Genomic DNA, 23,013 nt, shown 5'->3' with positions numbered 1-23,013 from the left:
AATGATTAAAAATTTTATAAACAGACCGGTTTTATCCACGGTAATCTCAATTTTGATTGTGATTCTCGGGGTGTTAGGACTGATCGCGCTGCCGGTGACGCAGTATCCCGATATTGCTCCTCCTACAGTAAGTGTTTCGGCAAATTATACAGGAGCCAACGCAGAAACTGTTATGAAAAGTGTTGTAGTACCTTTGGAAGAACAGATCAATGGAGTGGAGGGTATGGATTATATCACATCCAGTGCAGGAAATGACGGTTCAGCTAGTATTCAGATATTTTTTAAGCAGGGTATAAATCCTGATATTGCTGCAGTAAACGTGCAGAACCGTGTAACAAGAGCAACACCATTGTTACCGAGCGAAGTAACGCGTTCTGGGGTTGTTACGCAGAAACAGCAGACCAGTGCTTTGATGTATATGTCATTCTATTCTGAGAATAAAGATTTGGATGATGTGTATCTTCAGAACTTTTTGAATATCAATATTATTCCGAACTTAAAAAGAATTAACGGAGTAGGTGATGCCAATGTTTTCGGGGGCAAAAATTATTCTATGAGAGTATGGCTGGATCCTGCAAAAATGGCTGCCTACGGAATAACTCCAACTGACGTTACCAATGCGATCAATGAGCAGAGTAGAGAAGCTGCTGCCGGCTCTATCGGGCAAAACAGCGGAAGCTCTTTCGAGTATATCATTAAATATGTTGGTAAATTTAACGATAAATCTCAATACGATAATATCATTATTAAATCTCTTGGTGACGGACAAAATCTGATGCTGAAAGATGTTGCAAAAGTTGAACTGGCAGGCCAGTCTTATACAGGAATAGGTGAGAATGGAAACAATCCTTCGATCAGTATGGGTATTTTCCAGACACCGGGATCAAATGCACAGGAAATTATTAAAAATATTAAAACGTATCTGAAATCAGCAGAAGGAAGTTTTCCGGAGGGGGTTAAATATACCTTTAACTTCGATACCAATGAATTCCTTGAAGCCTCGATTGATAAAGTAGTACATACATTGATTGAAGCATTTATCCTGGTATTCATTGTCGTATATATTTTCCTTCAGGATTTCAGGTCGACACTTATTCCGGCTATTGCCGTTCCGGTTTCTATTGTGGGAGCATTTTTCTTCCTGAATTTGTTCGGATATTCACTAAACTTATTAACTTTATTCGCATTGGTTTTGGCCATCGGTATTGTGGTGGATGATGCCATTGTCGTCGTTGAGGCCGTTCATGCCAAGATGGAACATGGAATTTCCGATGCAAAAAAAGCTACGGTAGAGGCGATGGATGAGATTACAGGAGCAATTATTTCAATTACATTGGTAATGGCATCTGTATTTATTCCGGTAACCTTTATTACTGGTCCAACAGGAGTTTTCTATCAACAGTTTGGAATTACGCTTATTGTGGCGATCATTATTTCAGCGATTAATGCATTGACTTTAAGTCCGGTTTTATGTTCATTATTCCTAAAACCTCATGATGCTCATCATACAGAATATAAAAATTTAAATTTCATTCAGAAGTTTTTTTATAAGTTCAATATTGCTTTCAGAACAACTACAGAACGTTACGGAAGAGGTTTTGTCTTTCTGTTAAGACATAAATGGGTGACTCTAATTATTTTTGCCGTTACCGGTGGAATATTATATTGGGCGAGTACCACAATGAAAAAAGGTTTCGTACCAACAGAAGACCGTGGAATTATCTTTACAGATGTTCAGCTTCCTCCGGGGGCTTCCATGGAAAGAACCTATAATGCTTTAAAAACGCTTCAGGCTAAAGCTTTAAAAGTTCCAGGCGTACAAAATGTTACCATTTCAACAGGTAGAGGTTTCCTTTCCGGAAACGGTAGCAACAATGGTCTTGCTTTTGTTAAATTAAAACCTTTTGACGAAAGAAAAAAGGACGGACAAACTTCGGAAGATATTACCAAGAAACTATTCGGTATTACAGGAGCGGTTCCTGATGCTAAAGTGGTATTTTTCCAGCCGCCGAGTGTACCTGGTTTCGGTAGTAGTGCAGGTTTCGAGATGGTTCTGCTGGATAAATCCGGTGGTGAATATGCCGATCTGGATAATAAAACCAACGAATTCATCGGTAAACTGATGCAAAGACCGGAAATTGAATTTGCGCAGACTTCATTTAATACAAAATATCCGCAGTATGAGATGCAGATCAACGTACCTTTGGCAAAACAGCTAGGTGTTTCTGTAAGTGATATCCTGGCAACAATGCAGGGCTACATCGGTGGTATTTATACAGCTGACTTTACCAAATATGGAAAGCAGTTCAGGGTAATGGTTCAGGCACTTCCTGAAAACAGACAGAATATCGACAATCTGAACGAATTGTACGTAAAAACAGGCTCAGGATTAATGTCTCCGATCTCTCAGTTTGTGACTTTGAAGAAAGCCTATGGCCCACAATCTGTAAGTAGATATAACTTATTTACTTCCGTAAAAATTACCGGTGCCAACTCTGCGGGTTATAGTTCCGGAGATGCCATTACGGCAGTGCAGCAGGTAGCAAAAGAATCTTTAAATCAGAACTATGACGTTCAGTTTACAGGATTAACAAGGGAAGAATTAAACTCCGGATCACAAACAATTCTGATCTTTGCTTTAAGTTTAATCTTCGTTTATTTCATTCTTTCAGCACAGTATGAAAGTTATATTCTTCCGCTGATCGTAGTTATATCTCTCCCTCTTGGGGTAATGGGAGCTTATTTCGGACAGAAAATAATGGGCTTGGAAAACAATATTTACTTCCAGATTGCCCTTATTATGTTGGTAGGTTTATTAGCTAAAAATGCCATTTTGATTGTCGAGTTTGCGGTTCAGAGAAGACATCACGGAGAGACAATTGTTATGTCTGCCATTAATGCGGCAAAAGCAAGATTAAGACCTATCCTGATGACATCATTTGCATTTATCTTCGGTTTATTGCCTTTGGTTTTAGCAAGCGGAATTGGTGCTGTAGGAAACAGATCAATTGCAACAGGTGCGGCCATAGGACTTTTAATAGGTACCGTGCTGGGACTATTTGTAATTCCTGTCTTGTACGTTATTTTTGAATATCTGCAGGAAAAGGTGAAACCTATCAAAAAAGAAGAAATCAATTTAGCAGAATAAATTAATTGGACAAGTTAGAGGTTGGATATTAAGTTTAATCTAACTTCTAACCTCTGATTTCTAACTTCTAATTAAAAGAAATGAAGAATATTTTAAACATCATAAAAGGACTTACTTTTTCAGTCTTGATTCTTTCTGCCATATCATCATGTATGGCCAGAAAAGAGTACAACAGACCCAATAATGCGGTAGACGAAAAGTTGTACCGTACCGATATGCTGCCTTCCGATAGTACAAATATTGCCAATGTTTCGTGGAAGGAAATTTTTACTGATCCAATACTTCAAAGACATATTTCAAAAGCGTTGGAGAACAATCTTGATATCAGAATTGCACTGCAAAGTATTGCTTCTGCTGAGGCTTATTTAAAACAAAGCAAAGCAGCTTATCAACCGACATTAGCGGTTGGTCCGAATTATACGTTCCAGACTCAGTCGATTAATACTCAGTTTGGACAGATCATCGGAGAAAGAAGATATGTTAATCAGTTTGACATCACGGCAAGTATCGGTTGGGAAGCAGATATCTGGGGAAAACTTAAATCGCAGGAAAAAGCTCAGTTTGCCGCTTATCTTGGTACTGTGGCAGCACACAAAGCCGTAAAAAGCGATCTTGTGGCTTCTGTTGCTTCGGCGTATTATCAGTTGCTGACGTTTGATGCACAGAAGAGAATTATTAATGAAACTATTGCCGTTCGTGAAAAGAATCTTGAAACGACAAGAGCCTTAAAAACGTCGGGAACATTGACGGAAGTTGCTGTGCAGCAGAGTGAAGCATTGGTTTTTAATGCAAAATCTTTATTAATCGATATCGATACGCAGATCCAGTTGTTGGAAAACACCATGAGCCTTTTAATGGGAGAACCTTCCCATACGATAGAGCGTTCAACATTGGAAAGCCAAAGTCTTCCTATTGATGTAAAACTTGGATACCCTGCGCAGTTGTTGGCCAACCGTCCCGATGTGATGAGAGCAGAGTATAACTTAATGAATGCATTTGAATTAACGAATTCAGCAAAAGCTCAGTTTTACCCTACTTTAAAACTTACAGGAAGCGGAGGAATACAGTCTGTAGACATCGATCATTTATTCAGTGTAAATTCATTATTTGCCAATGTTGTGGCTGGTCTGGCGCAGCCGATTTTAAACAGAAGAGCGATCAGAACCAATTACGATGTGAGTTTGGCCAATCAGGAAACTGCTTATTTAAACTTCAGAAAAGCCGTTCTTACGGCTGGAAAAGAGGTTTCTGATGCAATACGCGTATTTTCTGTTCAGGATTCTTTTATAGAATTAAAACAGAAAGAACTTAACGCTTATAAAAATTCTGTTGAATATTCTCAGGAATTGGTAAACTATGGAATGGCTAATTATCTTGAGGTTTTGAATGCAAGTGTAAATTCATTAAATGCAGAGTTGAATATCGCCAATGCAGAATACAGCAAAATGAAAGCTGCCATAGATCTTTACCAGGCTCTCGGAGGAGGTTGGAAATAGTTTATAAAGATTAAAAAGTAAAAAAATGCACATTAAACAGTTAATGTGCATTTTTATTTTAAACTGAAAATGCCTGAAAAATTGATAATTAGCTATAAATTTTATATTCTGGTTAAAGAAAATTTAATAAAATGTTTGTATATGTAGTTTAAATACTTACTTTTGTACCGCTTCAGAAAATGATCTGAGGAAAGAAAGGGGAATTAGCTCATCTGGCTAGAGCGTTAGACTGGCAGTCTAAAGGTGACGGGTTCGATCCCCGTATTCTCCACAATTTGTTTATAAAACAAAAACTATGAAGAAAATATTTTTACTTTTATTCACCGCTTTTTTGTTTATTGGCTGCAGCAAAGATGAGGACACCATCTATGACTTCATAGGAACCTGGGCCGGAACTTATGAAGGGACAGAAAAAGGCAGCTGGAATATCGTAGTGGCAACCGACGGAAAAGTAACCGGAACATTAGATGCTGAGCAGACTTCAGAAAATTACCTTATTTCGGGGTATCTTAGCGAATCGGGAGAACTGACTGCCACCATAGGATCACCTTCTGACGGTGAATTCAGAGGAACTCTGACAAGAGAAGATAAAAAAGCAAGCGGAACATGGGTAAACGAAGTTCCGACACCTTCCAGATCAGGCACATGGAAAGGTGAGAAAACATCAAAATAATAAAAATCACACATTATACAAAGCTATTCGGTCGAATAGCTTTTTTTATTTTATAAAAGGGTATTTATTTTCATGTAATGAATTGAGAAAAATTTAGTCATAATTTATTTATATTTGTACTGGTATTGCCGTAAAATGAAAGTATATGAAGATCTTGAATGATAAAAAATTAAATTTAAAAACAATTCATGTTTTACTCATTACATCTTTAATTACAGTTTCCTGCGGAAGTTCAAAAAATGCAGTTTCAAATAAAAGAACCATTACAAAATCAGTTCCCAAAGCAGAAAACCTCAGAAATCTGGAATCTAAATTTAATGGCAAAATTTCAGGATCAATTAACGAAATTCTAAAAGATGCCGAAAAATACCTTGGTGCTCCTTATAAATTCGGAGGAAACACATCGTCAGGTTTCGACTGTTCGGGATTTACCCTAAAAGTCTTTGAAGAAAACGATTATAAACTTCCAAGAAGATCTTCGGATCAGGCAGAGGCCGGAAATACAATTGATATCAAAGACGTAAAACCGGGAGATCTTTTGTTCTTTGCAACCGCCGGTGGTACCAGAGTTTCCCATGTCGGAATCGTCCACGATATAGGAAATGACGGAGAGGTGAAATTTATTCATGCTTCCACTACAAAGGGAGTTATCATTTCATCTCTGAACGAAAAATACTGGAATAAAGCCTACCTTCACGCTAAAAGAGTACTTTAAATATTCGACAACAATACATTCCCGCTATTGCTACAGACAGAATATTTTCCTTAACTTTTTTTGTATCTTTGGCGCAAATAATTTTAAACTAGAAACATGTCGTTACAACAAACTATTGAAAACATTTGGGATAATAGAGATCTTTTGCAGAATGAAGACAGCCAGAAGGCCATCAGAGAAGTTGTGTCTTTATTAGATTCCGGAGAACTTCGTGTTGCAGAACCTATAGAAAACGGATGGCAGGTGAATGAGTGGGTAAAAAAAGCAGTGGTAATGTATTTCCCGATTCAGAAAATGGAAACCATTGAAGTTGGTCCGTTTGAATTTCACGATAAAATTCCTTTAAAGAGAAATTACGCTGAGAAAGGAGTAAGAGTTGTCCCTCATGCGATTGCAAGAGAAGGTTCTTTTGTAGCTTCAGGAGTTATTATGATGCCTTCTTATGTGAATATCGGCGCGTATGTAGATTCAGGAACGATGGTAGATACGTGGGCGACAGTTGGAAGCTGTGCGCAAATCGGTAAAAACGTTCACCTGAGTGGTGGTGTAGGAATCGGTGGAGTTCTAGAACCTCTTCAGGCTGCTCCCGTAATCATTGAAGATGATTGTTTCATAGGTTCAAGATGTATTGTTGTGGAAGGTGTTCATGTAGAAAAAGAAGCTGTTTTAGGAGCTAATGTTGTTCTTACGGCTTCTACCAAAATTATTGATGTTACAGGATCTGAGCCGGTAGAAATTAAAGGAAGAGTTCCTGCACGTTCTGTGGTGATTCCGGGAAGTTACACAAAACAATATCCTGCCGGAGAATATCAGGTTCCTTGCGCTCTGATTATTGGACAGAGAAAAGAATCTACCGATAAAAAAACATCTTTAAATGATGCGTTGAGAGATAATAATGTTGCTGTTTAAGAGTAAATTTTAAACTAATATTAAAATTTTGAAAGATAAATTTCTTAAAATAATTCTAAACCCTAAATATATATTTGGGGTTTATCTTATTATATCAGTCGTTACTGCCATTTCGAAATATCTGAGGGGAGATTACGCCATCAACAATTATCTGATTTTTAAAAATGTTTTTTTTAACACCATCAATCAGAAAAATCTGTTTATTCATTATCCCGATCTTTATTTTGATTTAAATCACTACGGTGTCTTCTTCAGTGCGCTTATTGCTCCTTTTGCCATGATGCCCGACTGGCTGGGGATTTCTCTCTGGAATGTTGCCAATACTTTCATCTTTGTTTACGGTATTTATAAACTTCCGTTTTCCGATGCGAAAAAAGCACTTTTCGGGTTATTCTGTCTGCAGGAATATATTACAGCGGCTTTGAGCTTACAGTTCAATGTTGCTCTTACAGGTCTTTTATTGCTGTCTGCAGTGTACATTTATGAAAGAAAAGAAGTAAAATCGGTAACAGCAATTTTAATTGGGGTTTTCGTAAAAATCTATGGAATTGTAGGGCTGTCGCAGTTCTTTTTCATTAAAAATAAAACGAAATTTATTCTTTCAGGATTACTTATTGCTGTATTATTTTTTGTTTTACCAATGGCATACTCAAGTCCGAAATTTGTAATTCAATGTTATACGGACTGGTTTCAGTCTATTGTAGAAAAAAATAATGAAAATCAGGTTTTAGGAAATATGCAGGATATTTCGCTGATGGGCTTTTTCAGAAGAATTATTGGCGACGCATCTATATCAAATCTTGTATTTCTTGCGTTCGGATTACCGCTTTTTGCAGCGCCATATATTAGAATTAAACAATATAAACATTACGCTTTCCAGTTGATGATTCTTGCTTCTACATTACTATTTTTGGTATTATTCAGTTCAAGTTCAGAGTCTCCCACATATATCATTGCAGTTGTAGGCGTACTGATCTGGTTTTTCCTTCAGAAAGAAAGAACGCCGCTTATTATAGGTTTGCTTGTTTTTGTAATTATTTTCACTTGCTTTTCCACATCAGATCTGTTTCCAAAATTTGTAAAGGAAAATTATATCATTAAATATTCTTTAAAAGCTGTACCTTGCATTGTAATTTGGCTGAGGGTAATTTATGAGCTTCTTACCAAAGATTTCGAGAAAAATTACAGCCTGAATTAGTATTGTTATGAAGAAAATTTCCATCGTCATTCCTGCCCATAACGAAGAGGGAAATGTTGCTTTGGTTTATGAAAAAATCAACGCCGTTTTTTCCGGATTAAGCGATTATGATTTTGAAATAATCTTTATAAATGACGGAAGCAGAGACAGAACTCAGCAAAAACTGGAAGAGCTTTCTCAAGAGCATGAAAAGGTAAAGTTTATTGAATTTTCCAGGAATTTTGGGCATCAGCCAGCTGTAAAAGCAGGAATGGATTTTGCATATGGAAATGCTGTTATTTCAATGGATGGCGATCTTCAGCATCCGCCCGAACTTATTCCGCAGATGATCCGGAAATGGGAAGAAGGATATGATATTGTATTTACAGTAAGAAAATATCCTAAAGAAATTTCAATGTTTAAAAGGAAAACTTCTGATTTTTTCTACAAAATTCTATCGAAAATGTCGGATGTTGACCTTACCAAAGGCGGCGGTTCAGATTTCAGACTGATGGATGCAAACGCTGTGGAAGTGATGCGAAATTTCAATGAAGACGATCTTTTTTTACGCGGGCTCACGAGTTGGATGGGCTTTAAACAGACAGGAATTGAATTTACCGCTAATGAAAGACTTTCCGGACAAAGCAGCTACAATCTTAAGAAAATGATCACTTTTGCTTTTACAGGAATCACCGCTTTCAGTGTAAAACCTCTGTATATCGCAGCTTATCTGGGATTTTTATTTTCAGGAATTTCGGTTATTGGTTATGGAATCTATGTGATCTACTCATTCATTGCCAAAACGGAGATTTCCGGTTGGGCATCGCTGATTATGACCATCGTTTTCTTTGGAGGATTACAATTGATTATCTTAGGAATTATCGGAATTTATTTAGGCAAAATATTCAAACAGGTAAAAGAAAGGCCAAATTATATCATTAAAAACAAAAATTTTTAACATGGTTTTATTAAGTTTTGACATCGAAGAATTTGATATGCCATTGGAATATCAGGGTGAAATTCCCTTCGAAAAACAGATTTCCGTTTCGCAAACCGGGCTTGAAAGAATATTGGATCTCCTTAAAAAACATCAGATAAAAGCTACTTTTTTTTCAACCGTAGTTTTTGCGGAAAACAGCAAATCGCTTATCAAAAGATTGCTGGAAGAAGGCCACGAACTGGCTTCTCACACCTGGTTCCATTCAGAATTTGAAGAAAAACATTTGAAGGAGTCCAAAGACAGGCTGGAAGAATTATTTTCCACTCACATAACAGGTTTGAGAATGCCACGAATGATGCCGGTAAGCAAAAACGCGGTAGAAGAAGCTGGTTATACTTATAATTCGTCCATTAATCCTACTTTTCTTCCGGGAAGATACAACAACCTGAAAGTCTCAAGAACTTATTTTAAAGAAGGAAATGTAACACAGATTCCGGCTTCAGTTTCTCCGAATTTCAGGATTCCGCTGTTCTGGCTGAGCTTTCATAATTTTCCTTTATCGTTATATAAAAAAATAGCATTACATACCTTAAAAAAAGACAATTACCTTAATGTTTATTTTCATCCGTGGGAGTTTGCTGAAATAAAAGATGAATCGTACAAGTTGCCCGGTTTTACGGTTAAAAATTCTGGAATAGATATGGTTAAGCGTTTTGATGATTTTATTTCATGGCTTAAACAAAAGAATTACACCTTCGGAACTTTTCAGGAATTTCAAAAACAAATTGGCTTATGAAAATAGCTTACGATGCAAAACGTTTCTTCCATAATACATCAGGACTGGGAAATTATTCCCGTGACCTGATAAGAATATTGGCAGAATATTATCCTGAAAATGAATACATTCTGCTCAATAAAAACAAATCTGAAAGAGGAGAAAATATTTTGAATCATAAAAGTATCCGTTTTGTTGAGACGTCCAGAGGCAATATGTCGAGACAATTCAAAATGGGAACAGATGCTCAAAATCAAAATGCTGACATTTTCCATGGCCTTTCGGGTGAACTTCCTTTAAAATGGAACAAAAAACCGATTCGGAAAATAGTGACCATTCACGACCTTATCTTTGTCCGCTATCCGCAGTATTATTCATTTTTTGACCGTAAAATTCATTTATGGAAATTTAAAAAGGCTGCTGCTTCAGCAGATAAAATTATCGCGATTTCAGAACAGACTAAAAGAGATATTATTCAATTTCTAAATGTTCCTGAAAGCAAAATTGAAGTGATTTATCAAGGGTGTCACCAGGCATTTAAAGAAGAGCAGTCGCAAGAGTTTATTCAAAAAACAAAAGAAAAATTCAATCTTCCGGAACGGTTCATTTTAAATGTCGGAACCATCGAAGAACGTAAGAATCTTCTGAATATTGTGAAAGCGATAAAAGACACGAAAATCCCTTTAGTAATAGTCGGAAGAAAAACAAAATATTGTAAAGCGATAGAAACTTTCATCCGGAAAAATAAAATGGAAAAACAAGTTTTTTTCCTTGAAGGTGTTTCAATGAATGAGCTGGCGGTACTTTATAAACTTGCAGATATTTTTGTGTATCCGAGCTTTTTTGAAGGATTCGGAATTCCCTTAATTGAATCTCTTTTTTCTAAAACAGCAGTCATCACAAGCAACGCAAGCTGTCTTCCAGAAGCCGGCGGCCCGGATTCTGTCTATATTGATCCTAAAAATTATCTGGATATTCAGGCCAAAATTAAGTTTTTATGGCAAAATGAATCAGAGAGGAAACGCCGTGCTGAAAAGGGTTTTGAGTTCGTTCAGAAATTTAATGATAAAAGTATTGCAGAACAGCTGATGAGTCTTTATCAAAAAATAATATAAAAAAATTTGCACGTCTCAAAAATAATCTCTTACCTTTGCAATACAAATTTCAACAATGAAACCGAATTTTTTAACAGTACATCATTATCATCATCATCTCTGCTAAGACGGAATTGATTGATCGATAATTTATGTTAAAAATCAAAATATTTAAAAACCGTCTGAGTAAATAGACGGTTTTTTTGTTTCTGAATATCCCGGGAATTTTCTTCAATTCAACCAGTTTTTATTTGCTCAGGCTCAAAACCATAAAAATGAGTATATTAAAAATTGCCATTCAGAAAAGCGGCCGGTTGTACGAAGATTCTCTCCAGCTTCTCAAAGATTGCGGCATAGATACCAACAACGGAAAAGACCAGCTGAAAGTTTCGGTAAACAATTTCCCCATGGAGATCATGTACCTGCGCAATTCTGATATTCCGCAATATCTTGAAGACGGCGTAGTAGATGTGGCCATAGTAGGCGAAAACCTGTTGGCTGAAAAGCAGAAAAACAGCAATATAGTTCAGAAGCTGGGTTTTTCAAAATGCCGTGTTTCCTTAGCAGTTCCGAAAGATGTGGAAACTGATGAGCTGAGCTATTTTCAGGGAAAAAAAATTGCAACTTCTTATCCTAATACCCTTAAAAAATTCCTTTCCGAACAGGGAATTAATTCTGACATCCACGTAATTTCCGGATCAGTGGAAATCGCTCCCAATATCGGACTGGCAGATGGGATTTGTGATATTGTGAGTTCAGGAAGTACTTTGTTCAAAAACGGACTAAGAGAAACTATTACACTTTTGCAGTCTGAAGCCGTATTAGCAAAGACTTCACTATTAAGTAAGGAGAAGGAAATCATCCTTGAAAAATTTCTTTTCAGGATCAAAGCTGTCCTGAAAGCAAAAAATTCCAAATACATCCTGATGAATGTCCCTGATGATAAAATTTCAGAAATTTCCGCAGTCCTTCCGGTTTTGAAAAGCCCGACTGTTATTCCGTTAGCAGAAAAAGGATGGAGCAGCATTCATTCAGTGATCGATGAGGACAGATTCTGGGAAGTGATTGATCAACTAAAAGAGAAAGGTGCGCAAGATATTTTAATTATTCCAATCGATAAAATGGTTATATAATGAGAACTTACAGATATCCGAAAAAAACGGAATGGAAAGAATTGACTCAGCGTCCAATGATTCAGAGAGAAGAACTCTCCGATGTTGTTCAGAATATATTCGAAGCAGTACAGCATAATGGCGACAAGGCATTGCTTGAATTCATCAAAAAATTTGAGCAGGCAGACCTGGAAACGGTTGTTGTTTCAGAAATTGAAATCGAAAATGCCGAGAAAGAAATAAGTGAAGAATTGAAAGTCGCTATTTTAAAAGCTAAAGAAAATATTACGCGCTTTCATGCTGCTCAGAAAAGTGAAATCGAAAAGATTGAGACTGTAGAAGGCGTAACCTGCTGGAGAGAAAGCCGTGCGATTGAAAAAACAGGAATCTATATTCCGGGAGGAAATGCACCTTTATTTTCAACCGTTCTGATGTTGGCTATTCCTGCACAGCTCGCCGGATGCAGTGAAATCATTCTATGCACACCACCGGATCAAAGCGGAAATATCAATCCTGCAATTTTATATGCAGCCAAACTTTGCGGGGTCAGCCGTATTTTTAAAGTTGGTGGTGCACAGGCCATTGCGGCAATGACATTCGGTACACAAAGTATTCCTTCCGTTTACAAAATATTTGGCCCTGGTAACCAATACGTTACATCCGCAAAAGAATATGCCCAGCGTTTCGGAGTGGCTATAGATATGCCTGCCGGACCTAGCGAAGTGCTTGTTATCGCCGATAAAAACTCAATACCGGAATTCTGTGCCGCAGATCTTCTTTCCCAGGCAGAACACGGAAGTGACAGTCAGGTGGTATTCATTGCAACGGATGAGGAAATTTTTATGGAGACTATTAAAGAAATTGAAAATCAGTTGAAAGCCCTTCCAAGAAACGAATTTGCGGGAGAATCTTTAAAAAACAGTTACTTCATTTTACTGAACAGCATAGAAGAGGCATTGGAATTCAGCAATCTGTATGCTCCTGAGCATTTGATTTTGACGGTAAAATCTTTCGAAAATTATATCCCAAAAATCCAGAATGCCGGTTCGGTTTTTCTTGGAAATTATTCCTGTGAAAGTGCCGGAGATTATGCCAGCGGAACCAATCACACATTACCTACCAATGGATTTGCAAAAAATTACAGCGGAGTTTCACTCGACAGTTTTGTTAAAAAAATAACCTTTCAGCACATTACTGAAAATGGACTTCAAAATCTTGGAAAAACTATTGAAATTATGGCCGAAGCAGAAGGTCTGCTGGCACACAAAAATGCCGTATCCATTCGTTTAAAATCATAATAATGACAACATTTACAATCAATAATTTAGTACGAAAAAATATCCTTGATCTACAGCCTTATACAAGCTACAGAGATCAGCAAAATCCTGAAAATCCAGTATTGCTGGATGCCAATGAAAGCCCTTTTGGAGCACATAATCGCTATCCGGATTCAACTCAGAAAAAACTTAAAAGCAAACTGGCAGATTACAAGAATATTTCCCATAAATGCATTGCTGTCGGAAACGGAAGTGACGAGCTGATCGATCTGATCATCAGGATTTTTTGTGAACCTAAAAAAGATTCCATACTGGTGATGGATCCTTCATTTGCGATGTATGGATTTTATGCCAGTGTCAATGAAAATAAGGTGATAAAACTGAATCTTAATAATGATTTTGAAATCAACAAAGAATATTTTTTTGATGAAATAAAAAATAGTTCATCAAAAGTTTTTTTCATCTGTTCGCCTAATAATCCTACCGGAAATAGTATCGGCAATCTTGAATTTTTTATACGGAATTATGACGGAATTGTTGTTGTAGATGAAGCATATATCGAATTTTCTAAAAAAGATTCTGCTCTTTTGCTCCTGGAAAAATATCCCAATCTTATCGTACTTCAGACCTTTTCAAAAGCCTGGGGAATGGCCGGTGCAAGGGTAGGCGTTGCCTGTGCTTCCGAAGAAATCATTAAATTAATCAATACCGTAAAAGCACCGTATAATGTCAATAGCATCAGTCAGGAATTGATTATTAATGCGCTTGACGAGCAGGAAATTTTTAATGAAAATCTTAAAAATATTCTTACTGAAAGAGAATGGTTGGAAAATGAGCTGAAATCTGTTCCATGTGTTAATAAAATATTTCCCACTGATGCCAATTTTTTCCTGATCAGATTTAAGGATACTGAGGGTATATATCAGGCATTACTAAATGAAAATATTTTCACGAGCAAAAGAACACCGCATATTCCGAAATGCATTAGAATCAATGTCGGTAGCCGGGATGAAAATCTGAAACTTATTAATGTTTTAAAAAATATTAACTCATGAAAAAAGTATTATTTATAGACCGCGACGGAACGTTGATTATAGAACCGGAAGATTTGCAAATTGATACATTGGAAAAACTTGAATTTTATCCCGGCGTTTTTCAAAATCTATCAAAAATTGTCAGAGAGTTGGATTATGAATTGGTTATGGTAACGAATCAGGACGGTTTGGGAACAGAAAGTTTTCCGGTGGAGGATTTTACGCTTGCGCATGAAAAGATGCTGAAAACATTTCAAAATGAAAATGTTGTATTTCAGAATATTCTTATCGACAAAAGTTTTGAATATGAAAATCTTCCTACCAGAAAACCCGGAACAGGAATGCTCAATCAATACATTTACGGCAATTATGATCTTAAAAATTCTTACGTTATAGGAGATCGTATCACGGATATTCAATTGGCAAAGAATCTAGAAACTAAGGTTATTTTCATCAGTGATTCGGAAAATAAAGAAGCCGAGTTAACGACCACAAAATGGGAAGATATTTATCAGTATTTAAAGCAAATTCCGAGGAAAGCAACAGTTTTTCGTAAAACTAACGAGACCGAGATTGAAATCGAAATTAATCTCGATGGTAAAGGTAAATCTGATATTTCAACCGGGCTGCATTTTTTCGATCATATGCTGGAGCAGATTTCAAAGCACGGAAACCTGAATTTGGAGATAAAAGTTAAGGGTGACCTTCATGTGGATGAACATCACACGATTGAAGATGTAGGGATCGTTTTAGGAGAAGCTGTTTTTAAAGCGTTAGGAAATAAAAAAGGAATTGAACGATACGGTTTTTTACTTCCTATGGATGATTGCCTGGCGCAGGTTGCTGTAGATTTTGGAGGAAGATCGTGGCTGATGTGGGAAGCAGATTTTCAGCGTGAGAAAATTGGTGATGTTCCGACTGAAATGTTTTTCCATTTTTTTAAATCTTTCACCGATTCCGCCAAATGTAACCTGAATATAAAAGCAGAAGGAGACAATGAACATCACAAAATTGAAGCCGTGTTCAAAGCATTTGCAAAAGCGGTAAAAATGGCTGTTCGACAAACTGATAATAATTTTACGATTCCATCTACAAAAGGAAGTTTATAATATGATTGCGATTATTAAATATAATGGAGGAAATGTCAGCTCTGTTCAAAATGCACTTAATCGGTTAGATGTAGATTCTGTAATAACCGATGATTTTGAAACCATCCGTAATGCTGATAAAATTATCTTCCCAGGAGTTGGTGAAGCCTCATCAACAATGGATCTTTTAAGACAAAAAGGACTTGATAAATTAATTCCCACTTTACAGCAACCTGTTTTGGGGATATGTCTGGGAATGCAGCTGATGTGCGGTAGAAATGAAGAAGGAAATACTTTTGGAATGGGTATTTTTGATATTGAAGTTAAAAAATTCCCGTCGCGAGACTTGGTTCCTCATATGGGATGGAATACATTTCATAACATCAATTCTCCACTTTTTGCAGAAATAGGAACAGAAAATGATGTCTACTTTGTGCACAGCTATTATTGTGAATTATCAGCTTATACAACTTCGGTTTGCGATTATATTTTACCTTTCAGTGCTTCATTGCAGAAAGATAATTTTTTCGCGGTACAGTTTCACCCTGAAAAATCGGGAAGTATAGGAAATAAAATTTTAACGAATTTCTTAAAATTAAACTCATGAAAATTATTCCCGCTATAGATATTATCGACGGAAAATGTGTCAGGCTCTCAAAAGGAGATTACAATACAAAAAAAATATACAACGAAAATCCGCTTGAAGTTGCCAAAGAATTTGAAGATTATGGTATCAAATACCTTCATTTGGTGGATTTGGACGGAGCAAAATCAAAGCATATTGTCAATCAAAAAGTTTTGGAAGCAATTGCTAAAGAAACTTCCCTGGAAATTGATTTTGGAGGTGGACTGAAAACACAAAGCGATATTGAAATAGCCTTTAATTCAGGAGCAAACCAAATCACGATTGGAAGCATTGCTATTCAGAATCCTGAATTTTGTTTTGATCTGTTAGAAAAATATGGTCCGGACAAAATAATTCTGGGAGCCGATTGCGAAAACCGGAAAATAAAAACTTCAGGCTGGCTGGAAGAAAGTACACTTGATGTGATCGATTTTATTCTCCAATACAAAAATAAAGGAATTAAAAATGTGATCTGCACAGATATTTCCAAAGATGGAATGCTTCAGGGCGCTTCGGATGAATTGTACAGAGAAATTTTAGAAAAAACAAAAGTTCAGTTAATTGCAAGCGGCGGGATTTCATGTATTGAAGATGTCGAACAGATGAAAAATATCGGTTGTTCCGGGACGATTATCGGAAAAGCTATTTATGAAGGTAAAATCAGTTTAACACAACTCCAGAATTTTATTGAAAATGCTTAAAAAAAGAATAATTCCGTGTCTTGATATTAAAGACGAGATCACAGTAAAAGGAATCAACTTTGAAGGTTTAAGAAATGCGGGAGATCCTGTAGAACTTGCCAAAAGATACGAAAGAGAAGGCGCAGATGAATTGGTTTTCCTTGATATTACCGCAACTTTGGAAGAGCGTAAAACTTTTGCCGAACTGGTACAGAAAATTGCATCGGAACTTAGTATTCCTTTCACGGTAGGCGGCGGAATTTCGACTGTGGAAGATGTACGGAGACTTCTGGAAGCCGGAGCAGACAAAATAAGCATCAATTCATCAGCAGTTAAAAATCCAACATTGATTTCTGTTTTGGCTAAAGAATTCGGAAGTCAGTGTATTGTGGTTGCCATTGATACCAAGTTGGTGAACGGATCAGATTGGGTTCACATAAAAGGAGGAAGGGAGATAACGGAACTTAAAACAACACACTGGGCAAAAAAAGTTGAAGAACTGGGTGCCGGAGAAATATTACTGACCTCAATGGATGGAGATGGCACCAAAAACGGATTTGATCTCAGAATTACTAAAGATATCTTAGATCTTATTAATATTCCGGTTATCGCTTCCGGAGGAGCCGGAAAAACCGAAGATTTTGAACAGGTGTTTATGAAAACGAAAGCCTCAGGAGCTTTAGCCGCAAGTATTTTTCATTTTGGGGAAATCGGAATTAAAAATCTTAAAAGAGAATTAAAATCAAAAAAAATATCCTTACGATGAATATCAATTTTAATAAAAATAACGATGGTTTGGTGCCTGTTATTATTCAGGATGACAGAACTTTACAAGTGCTGATGCTGGGCTACATGAACGGAGAGGCTTTTGAAAAAACTTCACGGGAAGGTATCGTAACTTTTTTCAGCCGTTCAAAAAACAGACTTTGGACAAAAGGAGAGGAGTCCGGAAATTTCCTTAAAGTAGAGAATATTGAGTTTGACTGTGATAATGATACCGTTTTAATTAGAGTTATTCCTGAAAATGTAGTTTGTCATACAGGAAGTTTCAGCTGTTTCGGGGAGAAAAATTCTAAAGGGTTTCTATATGAGCTTGAGGCTAAAATCAGTCAACGGATTGATGAAAAAACCGAAGGTTCTTATACGTATTCTTTGTTTCAAAAAGGGATCAATAAAATAGCTCAAAAAGTAGGAGAGGAGGCTGTTGAATTGGTCATCGAATCTAAAGATACTGATGATGAACTTTTTAAAAATGAGGCCGCAGATCTTCTATATCATTATTTAATTTTATTGAAAGCCAAAGGAATGCAAATGCAAGATATTGAAGAGATATTGATCCAACGTAATCGATAAAATTTAATTATTTACAGTTTATTAAACGGTTTCGGCGGGCAAAGCCCGCCGAAACCTCATTTTTTTTATTTCTAAATTGAATTATTTTTCGATAATAACTTTCCGTACCGCAGTTTTCTCATCTGCTTTTATGTTACATAAATAAACACCGTTTGTCAATCCAGAAACATTGATTTTATTCTCATTTTCTTTATTTAAAATTAAACGGCCATTCATATCTGTAATTTCAACATTAAACCTTTTAATTTCTTTCGGAAGCTCAATATTAAGGTAATCTTTTGTAGGATTAGGATATATTTTCACAGATTCCAAAGAATTTAAAGTTGATTCTTGTGTACCCAATGATGCTGTTGTAGCCGTAGCAAAATGCTGTAATGCCCCTACAGCTGCTTTTCCCACGTTAAATACGTAAGTCGGATCTACATTGGCAAAAGTGTCATTTACGGTATGTTCATTATAGCTCCTTACATTTTCATAAAAACCTGTAATGATATCACCGTTTTGCTCGAATGGGATATAATCTGAAGAATAAGCATTCGACATGACAGTTTGTAATGGAGAGTAGAGTGTCGTACAGTTAGCCAATTGTTGAGTAAAAGCAAGCGACTGTGCATTATTTGTTGTTAGGCCAGACTGATCGCTTTCACATTTTATAGCGTTATTATTATTCCCGATTTTACCGCCTACCTGATCTAAATTAAAAACCAGTCTTACATTTAGCTGTCGGGTATTATTCTGAAAAACTACATTATCGGCATAGTGCGCACTTCCCTGTAATCCCTGTTCTTCACCGGAAAAGTGAATAAATTTGATAGAATATTCCGTAGGGATATCTTTTAAAATTCTGGCGGCTTCAAGAATGATAGATGTGCCGCTTCCGTTATCGCTCACTCCCGGCCCGACAATGGTGTCATAATGTCCACAGATAATCACATAGATATTCGGGTAAAGTGTTCCTGTTTTAGTAATAATTAAATTTTTAGAACTAATATTATTTCCAAAAGTAAAAGGATCTTCCGTGATCTGGTTGGCAGAATAACCATAAGACTGATATTTTGCTTTTAACCAATTCAGCGCATTGGTATTAGCTGTTGAACCCGTTGTTTTTACCCCAAGATTTTCAAACTCTTGAAGAAGGGTAGTTATATTGGTTTGTGAAACCTGATTGGCTCTGTTCTGATAAGCCTGAATAAAACTTTGTCCACTGAATCCAAATGAAATCAAAGACAAAAACAAAACGGTAACTGATTTTTTCACGTATCTAAAATTAATAGAAAGCAAATGTATAAATAAAAAAATCCCGGGCAAAGCCTGGGATTTATATTGATAACAAAAATTTTACATTATTTTACTTGATCTACAACTGCTTTGAAAGCTTCAGGGTGATTCATTGCTAAATCTGCTAAAACTTTTCTGTTAAGCTCAATGTTGTTCTTTTTAAGAGCTCCCATAAACTGAGAGTAAGACATTCCGTGCTCTCTTGCACCTGCATTGATACGCATGATCCAAAGGGCTCTGAAATTTCTCTTTTTCTCTTTTCTACCACGGTAAGCATATTGCATTGCTTTTTCTACCGCGTTTTTAGCTACAGTCCAAACGTTCTTTCTTCTACCGAAAAAACCTTTAGCTTGCTTAAAAATTTTCTTTCTGCGAGCTCTTGAAGCTACGGCATTTACTGATCTTGGCATAATTTAAATTGTTTTTTTGAAAAGGGCGACAATCTGTTTCATTGTACTTGGCTGCACCGTTTCAGGGTTAAAATGTTGAATTTGTTTGAATTCTTATAAACCGGATTAGATTTATAAAAACTACTTGATTGCTAATTGACGTTGAACGCTTTTTTCATCCACTTTAGCTACGTAAGAAGTAGTAGTAAGATTTCTCTTCTGCTTAGTTTCTTTCTTCGTTAAGATGTGGCTTTTGTAAGCATTTTTTCTTTTGATCTTACCAGATCCGGTAAGAGCAAAACGTTTCTTAGCACCTGATTTCGTTTTTAATTTTGGCATTGTTCTGCTTTTTATTGTTTTGTTATCAATATCTTTTTAAACTATTCCGGAATAGTCCGGATAATAGTCTGCAAAATTACGAAAAAAATATGAATTGCAGAAGGATTTTATCAAACTAAAAGTATGAATACCTCTTTACAATACATAGAAAACCTCAAAGCAATTTGAGGTTTATTATTTTTGATACAGATCAAAACTGATCTGAAATTGATTATTTAGCCGGTTTTTTAGGACTCATCATCATAATCATTCTTTTTCCTTCAAGCTTAGGAAGCTGATCTACTTTTCCAACGTGCTCAAGTTCCTGAGCAAGTTTCAAAAGTAAGATTTCTCCCTGGTCTTTAAAGATAATCGAACGTCCCTTAAAAAAAACGTAGGTCTTTAATTTTGAACCTTCTTCAAGGAATTTTTCAGCGTGCTTCTTTTTAAATTCGTAATCGTGTTCATCAGTCTGAGGTCCGAAACGGATCTCTTTTACTACCACTTTTACCTGCTTAGCTTTCAGTTCCTTCTGTTTTTTCTTTTGCTCGTATAAGAACTTTTTATAGTCCAGTATTCTCGCAATAAACGGTTCAGCCTTATCAGAGATTACTACAAGATCAAGCTCTTGCTCCTGAGCAATTTGTCTTGCCTTATCTGTAGGATATACTCCCGGCTCTACGTTATCGCCCACCAAACGAAGCTCTCTCACACGAATTTTATCGTTGATTAAGTGTAAGTCCTCCTGTACAGGACGTCTTTGTGGGCCCCTGTTGTTAAATCTTTGTGCTATTGTATTATAATTTTATTGGTTAATTCTATTTATTATTAACTAAAAGATTGATTATTACTGGTAATCGTTTAGTTAAATCTATATTGCTGCTTCTTTTTTGAAATAAGATACGAAATCTTCAAGAGACATCGTTCCTAAATCTCCTTCACCACGTCTGCGTACAGAAATTGTGCCATCTCTCTCTTCATTTTCTCCTACAACCAGCATAAATGGTATTTTATTTAATTCTGCATCACGGATTTTCTTTCCTGTCTTCTCGTTTCTTTCATCAATCTGACCGCTAATATCGTGATTTTCTAATAATTGTGAAACTTTTTTAGAATAATCGACATATTTCTCACTAATTGGTAGAATTATAAATTGATCCGGACTCAACCACAATGGGAAGTCTCCTGCAGTATTTTCAAGTAAGATGGCGATGAAACGTTCCATAGAGCCAAACGGCGCTCTGTGAATCATTACCGGTCTGTGCTTTTCATTATCGTTTCCGATATAGTGCAGATCAAATCTTTCCGGAAGGTTATAATCAACCTGAATGGTTCCAAGCTGCCATTTTCTACCTAAGGCATCTTTTACCATGAAATCCAGTTTAGGACCGTAGAATGCGGCTTCACCATATTCTACAACTGTTTTCAAACCTTTATTATTAGCAGCTGTAATGATTGCATTTTCTGCTTTTTCCCAGTTCTCGTCGGAGCCTATATATTTTTCTCTGTTTTCAGGATCTCTCAACGAAACCTGAGTCATGAAATCTTCAAAACCTAAAGATTTGAAAACATATAAAACCAGATCAATTACCGCTTCAAATTCTCCCAACAACTGATCCGGAGTACAGAAAAGGTGAGCATCATCCTGAGTAAATCCACGAACTCTTGTCAGCCCATGAAGCTCTCCGCTTTGCTCATATCGGTAAACAGTCCCGAATTCTGCGTATCTTTTCGGTAAATCTCTATAGCTCCATTGTGAGGTTTTGTAGATTTCACAGTGGTGCGGGCAGTTCATCGGCTTCAGCATAAATTCTTCACCCTCATTCGGTGTTTTAATCGGCTGGAAGCTGTCTGCTCCATATTTATCCCAGTGTCCGGAAGTTACATACAATTCTTTTGAACCGATATGTGGGGTCATTACAAATTCATAACCTCCTTTTTTCTGAGCATCAGAAAGGAAATTTTCTAATTTTCTCCTCAAAGCCGTACCTTTTGGTAACCAAAGTGGTAAACCGGCTCCAACTTTTTCAGAGAAAGCAAAAATCCCAAGTTCTTTCCCTAGTTTTCTGTGGTCTCTTCTTTTAGCTTCTTCTAATCTTTCTAGGTATTCAGTAAGTTCTTTCTGCTTTGGGAAAGAAATACCATAAACTCTTGTGAGCTGAGGATTTTTTTCATTTCCTCTCCAGTATGCTCCGGCTGCATTTAAAATTTTAACAGCTTTTACAATACTCGTATTTGGAATATGCCCTCCACGACAAAGATCAGTAAAATCGTCATGAGTTACGAAAGTAATTTCTCCGTCATTAAGGTTAGAAATTAATTCTACTTTATACGGATTATCTGCATAAACTTTCAATGCTTCTTCTTTTGAAACAGGATATAATGAGAAAGTTGATCCTTTTTTAGCATTCTCTAATACCTTTTTTTCAATTTTTTCGAAGTCTTTTTCAGATAAAGTTTCGTCACCGAAATCTACATCATAATAGAATCCGCTTTCGATGGCAGGACCAATGGTCAACTTAGCATCAGGATAAAATTCAAGGATTGCCTGCGCCAAAAGGTGAGCAGAAGAATGCCAGAATGCTTTCTTTCCAAGATCATCATTCCAAGTCAATAGTTGTACCGTAGAATCCGTGGTGATAGGCGTGGTCGTCTCTACTTGTTTATCATTAACAATTGCGGAAATGGTATTTCTAGCCAATCCCTCGCTTATAGATTTTGCCACGTCTAGCGGAGTAACTCCCGCTTCGAATTCTTTGACACTACTGTCTGGAAGTGTAATTTTTATCATTGTTTACTAAGAAATTTTAAGATGCAAAAATACGATTTTTTTAATTAGTACGCTACATATAAACATATTTGGAGTCAGATTTAATACTAAAATGACATAAAAAACGTTTTAAATGTTTGTGAATTGCTCAAGGCTTTAATT

22 protein-coding genes and 1 tRNA gene are annotated in these 23,013 nt (G+C 36.4%); 18 read left to right on the top strand and 5 right to left on the bottom strand.

Annotated elements, in window-relative coordinates; all coding sequences use genetic code 11:
- The first annotated feature begins 1 nt into the window (after position 1).
- From BLR30_RS05240 to hisIE, 18 genes are all read left to right on the top strand, one after another.
- The gene (locus BLR30_RS05240) at positions 2-3,148 is read left to right on the top strand and encodes an efflux RND transporter permease subunit (protein ID WP_089855797.1); all 3,147 of its coding nucleotides are present in this window, start codon (positions 2-4) and stop codon (positions 3,146-3,148) included.
- 80 nt (positions 3,149-3,228) lie between these two features.
- Positions 3,229-4,644, top strand: coding sequence for a TolC family protein (locus BLR30_RS05235; RefSeq protein ID WP_089855795.1), 1,416 nt, complete (start codon positions 3,229-3,231; stop codon positions 4,642-4,644).
- 197 nt (positions 4,645-4,841) lie between these two features.
- Positions 4,842-4,915: transfer RNA gene (locus tag BLR30_RS05230), tRNA-Ala, on the top strand.
- Positions 4,916-4,939: 24 nt separating this feature from the next.
- Complete coding sequence (locus tag BLR30_RS05225) at positions 4,940-5,317, top strand: hypothetical protein (protein ID WP_089855793.1); 378 nt, start codon at positions 4,940-4,942, stop codon at positions 5,315-5,317.
- Between the two features lie 145 nt (positions 5,318-5,462).
- Entirely contained in the window at positions 5,463-6,032 is a 570-nt protein-coding gene (locus tag BLR30_RS05220; protein ID WP_089855791.1) for a C40 family peptidase, read from the top strand.
- A gap of 96 nt (positions 6,033-6,128) precedes the next feature.
- A complete protein-coding gene (locus BLR30_RS05215; RefSeq protein WP_089855788.1) occupies positions 6,129-6,941 on the top strand; it encodes a 2,3,4,5-tetrahydropyridine-2,6-dicarboxylate N-succinyltransferase in 813 nt (270 codons plus the stop codon).
- 28 nt (positions 6,942-6,969) lie between these two features.
- Complete coding sequence (locus BLR30_RS05210; RefSeq protein ID WP_089855785.1) at positions 6,970-8,139, top strand: glycosyltransferase family 87 protein; 1,170 nt, start codon at positions 6,970-6,972, stop codon at positions 8,137-8,139.
- A 7-nt stretch (positions 8,140-8,146) separates the two neighbouring features.
- On the top strand, positions 8,147-9,076 hold the full coding sequence (locus BLR30_RS05205; protein WP_089855782.1) for a glycosyltransferase family 2 protein: 930 nt from the start codon (positions 8,147-8,149) through the stop codon (positions 9,074-9,076).
- Position 9,077: 1 nt separating this feature from the next.
- Entirely contained in the window at positions 9,078-9,854 is a 777-nt protein-coding gene (locus tag BLR30_RS05200; protein WP_089855779.1) for a polysaccharide deacetylase family protein, read from the top strand.
- On the top strand, positions 9,851-10,948 hold the full coding sequence (locus tag BLR30_RS05195; RefSeq protein WP_089855776.1) for a glycosyltransferase family 4 protein: 1,098 nt from the start codon (positions 9,851-9,853) through the stop codon (positions 10,946-10,948). Before BLR30_RS05200 ends, BLR30_RS05195 begins: the two co-directional genes overlap by 4 nt.
- 254 nt (positions 10,949-11,202) lie before the next feature.
- Entirely contained in the window at positions 11,203-12,060 is an 858-nt protein-coding gene (gene hisG, locus BLR30_RS05190; RefSeq protein WP_089855938.1) for an ATP phosphoribosyltransferase, read from the top strand.
- A complete protein-coding gene (gene hisD, locus BLR30_RS05185; RefSeq protein ID WP_089855773.1) occupies positions 12,060-13,337 on the top strand; it encodes a histidinol dehydrogenase in 1,278 nt (425 codons plus the stop codon). The genes hisG and hisD overlap by 1 nt, the downstream gene beginning before the upstream one ends.
- 2 nt (positions 13,338-13,339) lie before the next feature.
- Positions 13,340-14,371: a histidinol-phosphate transaminase gene (gene hisC / locus BLR30_RS05180; protein ID WP_089855770.1), complete on the top strand. Its 1,032-nt coding sequence runs from the start codon at positions 13,340-13,342 to the stop codon at positions 14,369-14,371.
- On the top strand, positions 14,368-15,459 hold the full coding sequence (hisB, locus tag BLR30_RS05175; protein WP_089855768.1) for a bifunctional histidinol-phosphatase/imidazoleglycerol-phosphate dehydratase HisB: 1,092 nt from the start codon (positions 14,368-14,370) through the stop codon (positions 15,457-15,459). Before hisC ends, hisB begins: the two co-directional genes overlap by 4 nt.
- A 1-nt stretch (position 15,460) precedes the next feature.
- Positions 15,461-16,045, top strand: coding sequence for an imidazole glycerol phosphate synthase subunit HisH (gene hisH / locus BLR30_RS05170; protein WP_089855765.1), 585 nt, complete (start codon positions 15,461-15,463; stop codon positions 16,043-16,045).
- The gene (hisA, locus tag BLR30_RS05165) at positions 16,042-16,764 is read left to right on the top strand and encodes a 1-(5-phosphoribosyl)-5-[(5-phosphoribosylamino)methylideneamino]imidazole-4-carboxamide isomerase (RefSeq protein ID WP_089855762.1); all 723 of its coding nucleotides are present in this window, start codon (positions 16,042-16,044) and stop codon (positions 16,762-16,764) included. Before hisH ends, hisA begins: the two co-directional genes overlap by 4 nt.
- Complete coding sequence (gene hisF / locus BLR30_RS05160; protein WP_089855759.1) at positions 16,757-17,509, top strand: imidazole glycerol phosphate synthase subunit HisF; 753 nt, start codon at positions 16,757-16,759, stop codon at positions 17,507-17,509. The genes hisA and hisF overlap by 8 nt, the downstream gene beginning before the upstream one ends.
- Positions 17,506-18,096: a bifunctional phosphoribosyl-AMP cyclohydrolase/phosphoribosyl-ATP diphosphatase HisIE gene (hisIE, locus tag BLR30_RS05155; protein ID WP_089855756.1), complete on the top strand. Its 591-nt coding sequence runs from the start codon at positions 17,506-17,508 to the stop codon at positions 18,094-18,096. The genes hisF and hisIE overlap by 4 nt, the downstream gene beginning before the upstream one ends.
- An 81-nt stretch (positions 18,097-18,177) precedes the next feature.
- On the opposite strand, the gene BLR30_RS05150 is transcribed toward hisIE, so the two are convergent.
- From BLR30_RS05150 to thrS, 5 genes are all read right to left on the bottom strand, one after another.
- Positions 18,178-19,353: a M28 family metallopeptidase gene (locus BLR30_RS05150; protein WP_089855753.1), complete on the bottom strand. Its 1,176-nt coding sequence runs from the start codon at positions 19,351-19,353 to the stop codon at positions 18,178-18,180.
- A gap of 86 nt (positions 19,354-19,439) precedes the next feature.
- A complete protein-coding gene (gene rplT / locus BLR30_RS05145; protein ID WP_089855750.1) occupies positions 19,440-19,784 on the bottom strand; it encodes a 50S ribosomal protein L20 in 345 nt (114 codons plus the stop codon).
- Positions 19,785-19,904: 120 nt separating this feature from the next.
- Positions 19,905-20,102: a 50S ribosomal protein L35 gene (rpmI, locus tag BLR30_RS05140; RefSeq protein WP_002979658.1), complete on the bottom strand. Its 198-nt coding sequence runs from the start codon at positions 20,100-20,102 to the stop codon at positions 19,905-19,907.
- Between the two features lie 211 nt (positions 20,103-20,313).
- Complete coding sequence (infC, locus tag BLR30_RS05135; protein ID WP_083862283.1) at positions 20,314-20,874, bottom strand: translation initiation factor IF-3; 561 nt, start codon at positions 20,872-20,874, stop codon at positions 20,314-20,316.
- A 78-nt stretch (positions 20,875-20,952) separates the two neighbouring features.
- Entirely contained in the window at positions 20,953-22,872 is a 1,920-nt protein-coding gene (gene thrS, locus BLR30_RS05130) for a threonine--tRNA ligase (RefSeq protein ID WP_089855747.1), read from the bottom strand.
- Between the last annotated feature and the right edge of the window lie 141 nt (positions 22,873-23,013).

Source organism: Chryseobacterium taeanense, assembly GCF_900099685.1.
GTDB lineage: Bacteria > Bacteroidota > Bacteroidia > Flavobacteriales > Weeksellaceae > Chryseobacterium > Chryseobacterium taeanense.
The sequence above is the reverse complement of the archived record's forward strand: the minus strand, read 5'-3'. Positions and strand labels throughout refer to the sequence as shown.

Coding starts and splice junctions, on each gene's coding strand:
- BLR30_RS05240 (WP_089855797.1), top strand. CDS start 2: ATGATTAAAAATTTTATAAACAGACCGGTTTTATCCACGGTAATCTCA.
- BLR30_RS05235 (WP_089855795.1), top strand. CDS start 3,229: ATGAAGAATATTTTAAACATCATAAAAGGACTTACTTTTTCAGTCTTG.
- BLR30_RS05225 (WP_089855793.1), top strand. CDS start 4,940: ATGAAGAAAATATTTTTACTTTTATTCACCGCTTTTTTGTTTATTGGC.
- BLR30_RS05220 (WP_089855791.1), top strand. CDS start 5,463: ATGAAGATCTTGAATGATAAAAAATTAAATTTAAAAACAATTCATGTT.
- BLR30_RS05215 (WP_089855788.1), top strand. CDS start 6,129: ATGTCGTTACAACAAACTATTGAAAACATTTGGGATAATAGAGATCTT.
- BLR30_RS05205 (WP_089855782.1), top strand. CDS start 8,147: ATGAAGAAAATTTCCATCGTCATTCCTGCCCATAACGAAGAGGGAAAT.
- BLR30_RS05200 (WP_089855779.1), top strand. CDS start 9,078: ATGGTTTTATTAAGTTTTGACATCGAAGAATTTGATATGCCATTGGAA.
- BLR30_RS05195 (WP_089855776.1), top strand. CDS start 9,851: ATGAAAATAGCTTACGATGCAAAACGTTTCTTCCATAATACATCAGGA.
- hisG (WP_089855938.1), top strand. CDS start 11,203: ATGAGTATATTAAAAATTGCCATTCAGAAAAGCGGCCGGTTGTACGAA.
- hisD (WP_089855773.1), top strand. CDS start 12,060: ATGAGAACTTACAGATATCCGAAAAAAACGGAATGGAAAGAATTGACT.
- hisC (WP_089855770.1), top strand. CDS start 13,340: ATGACAACATTTACAATCAATAATTTAGTACGAAAAAATATCCTTGAT.
- hisB (WP_089855768.1), top strand. CDS start 14,368: ATGAAAAAAGTATTATTTATAGACCGCGACGGAACGTTGATTATAGAA.
- hisH (WP_089855765.1), top strand. CDS start 15,461: ATGATTGCGATTATTAAATATAATGGAGGAAATGTCAGCTCTGTTCAA.
- hisA (WP_089855762.1), top strand. CDS start 16,042: ATGAAAATTATTCCCGCTATAGATATTATCGACGGAAAATGTGTCAGG.
- hisF (WP_089855759.1), top strand. CDS start 16,757: ATGCTTAAAAAAAGAATAATTCCGTGTCTTGATATTAAAGACGAGATC.
- hisIE (WP_089855756.1), top strand. CDS start 17,506: ATGAATATCAATTTTAATAAAAATAACGATGGTTTGGTGCCTGTTATT.
- rplT (WP_089855750.1), bottom strand. CDS start 19,784: ATGCCAAGATCAGTAAATGCCGTAGCTTCAAGAGCTCGCAGAAAGAAA.
- rpmI (WP_002979658.1), bottom strand. CDS start 20,102: ATGCCAAAATTAAAAACGAAATCAGGTGCTAAGAAACGTTTTGCTCTT.
- thrS (WP_089855747.1), bottom strand. CDS start 22,872: ATGATAAAAATTACACTTCCAGACAGTAGTGTCAAAGAATTCGAAGCG.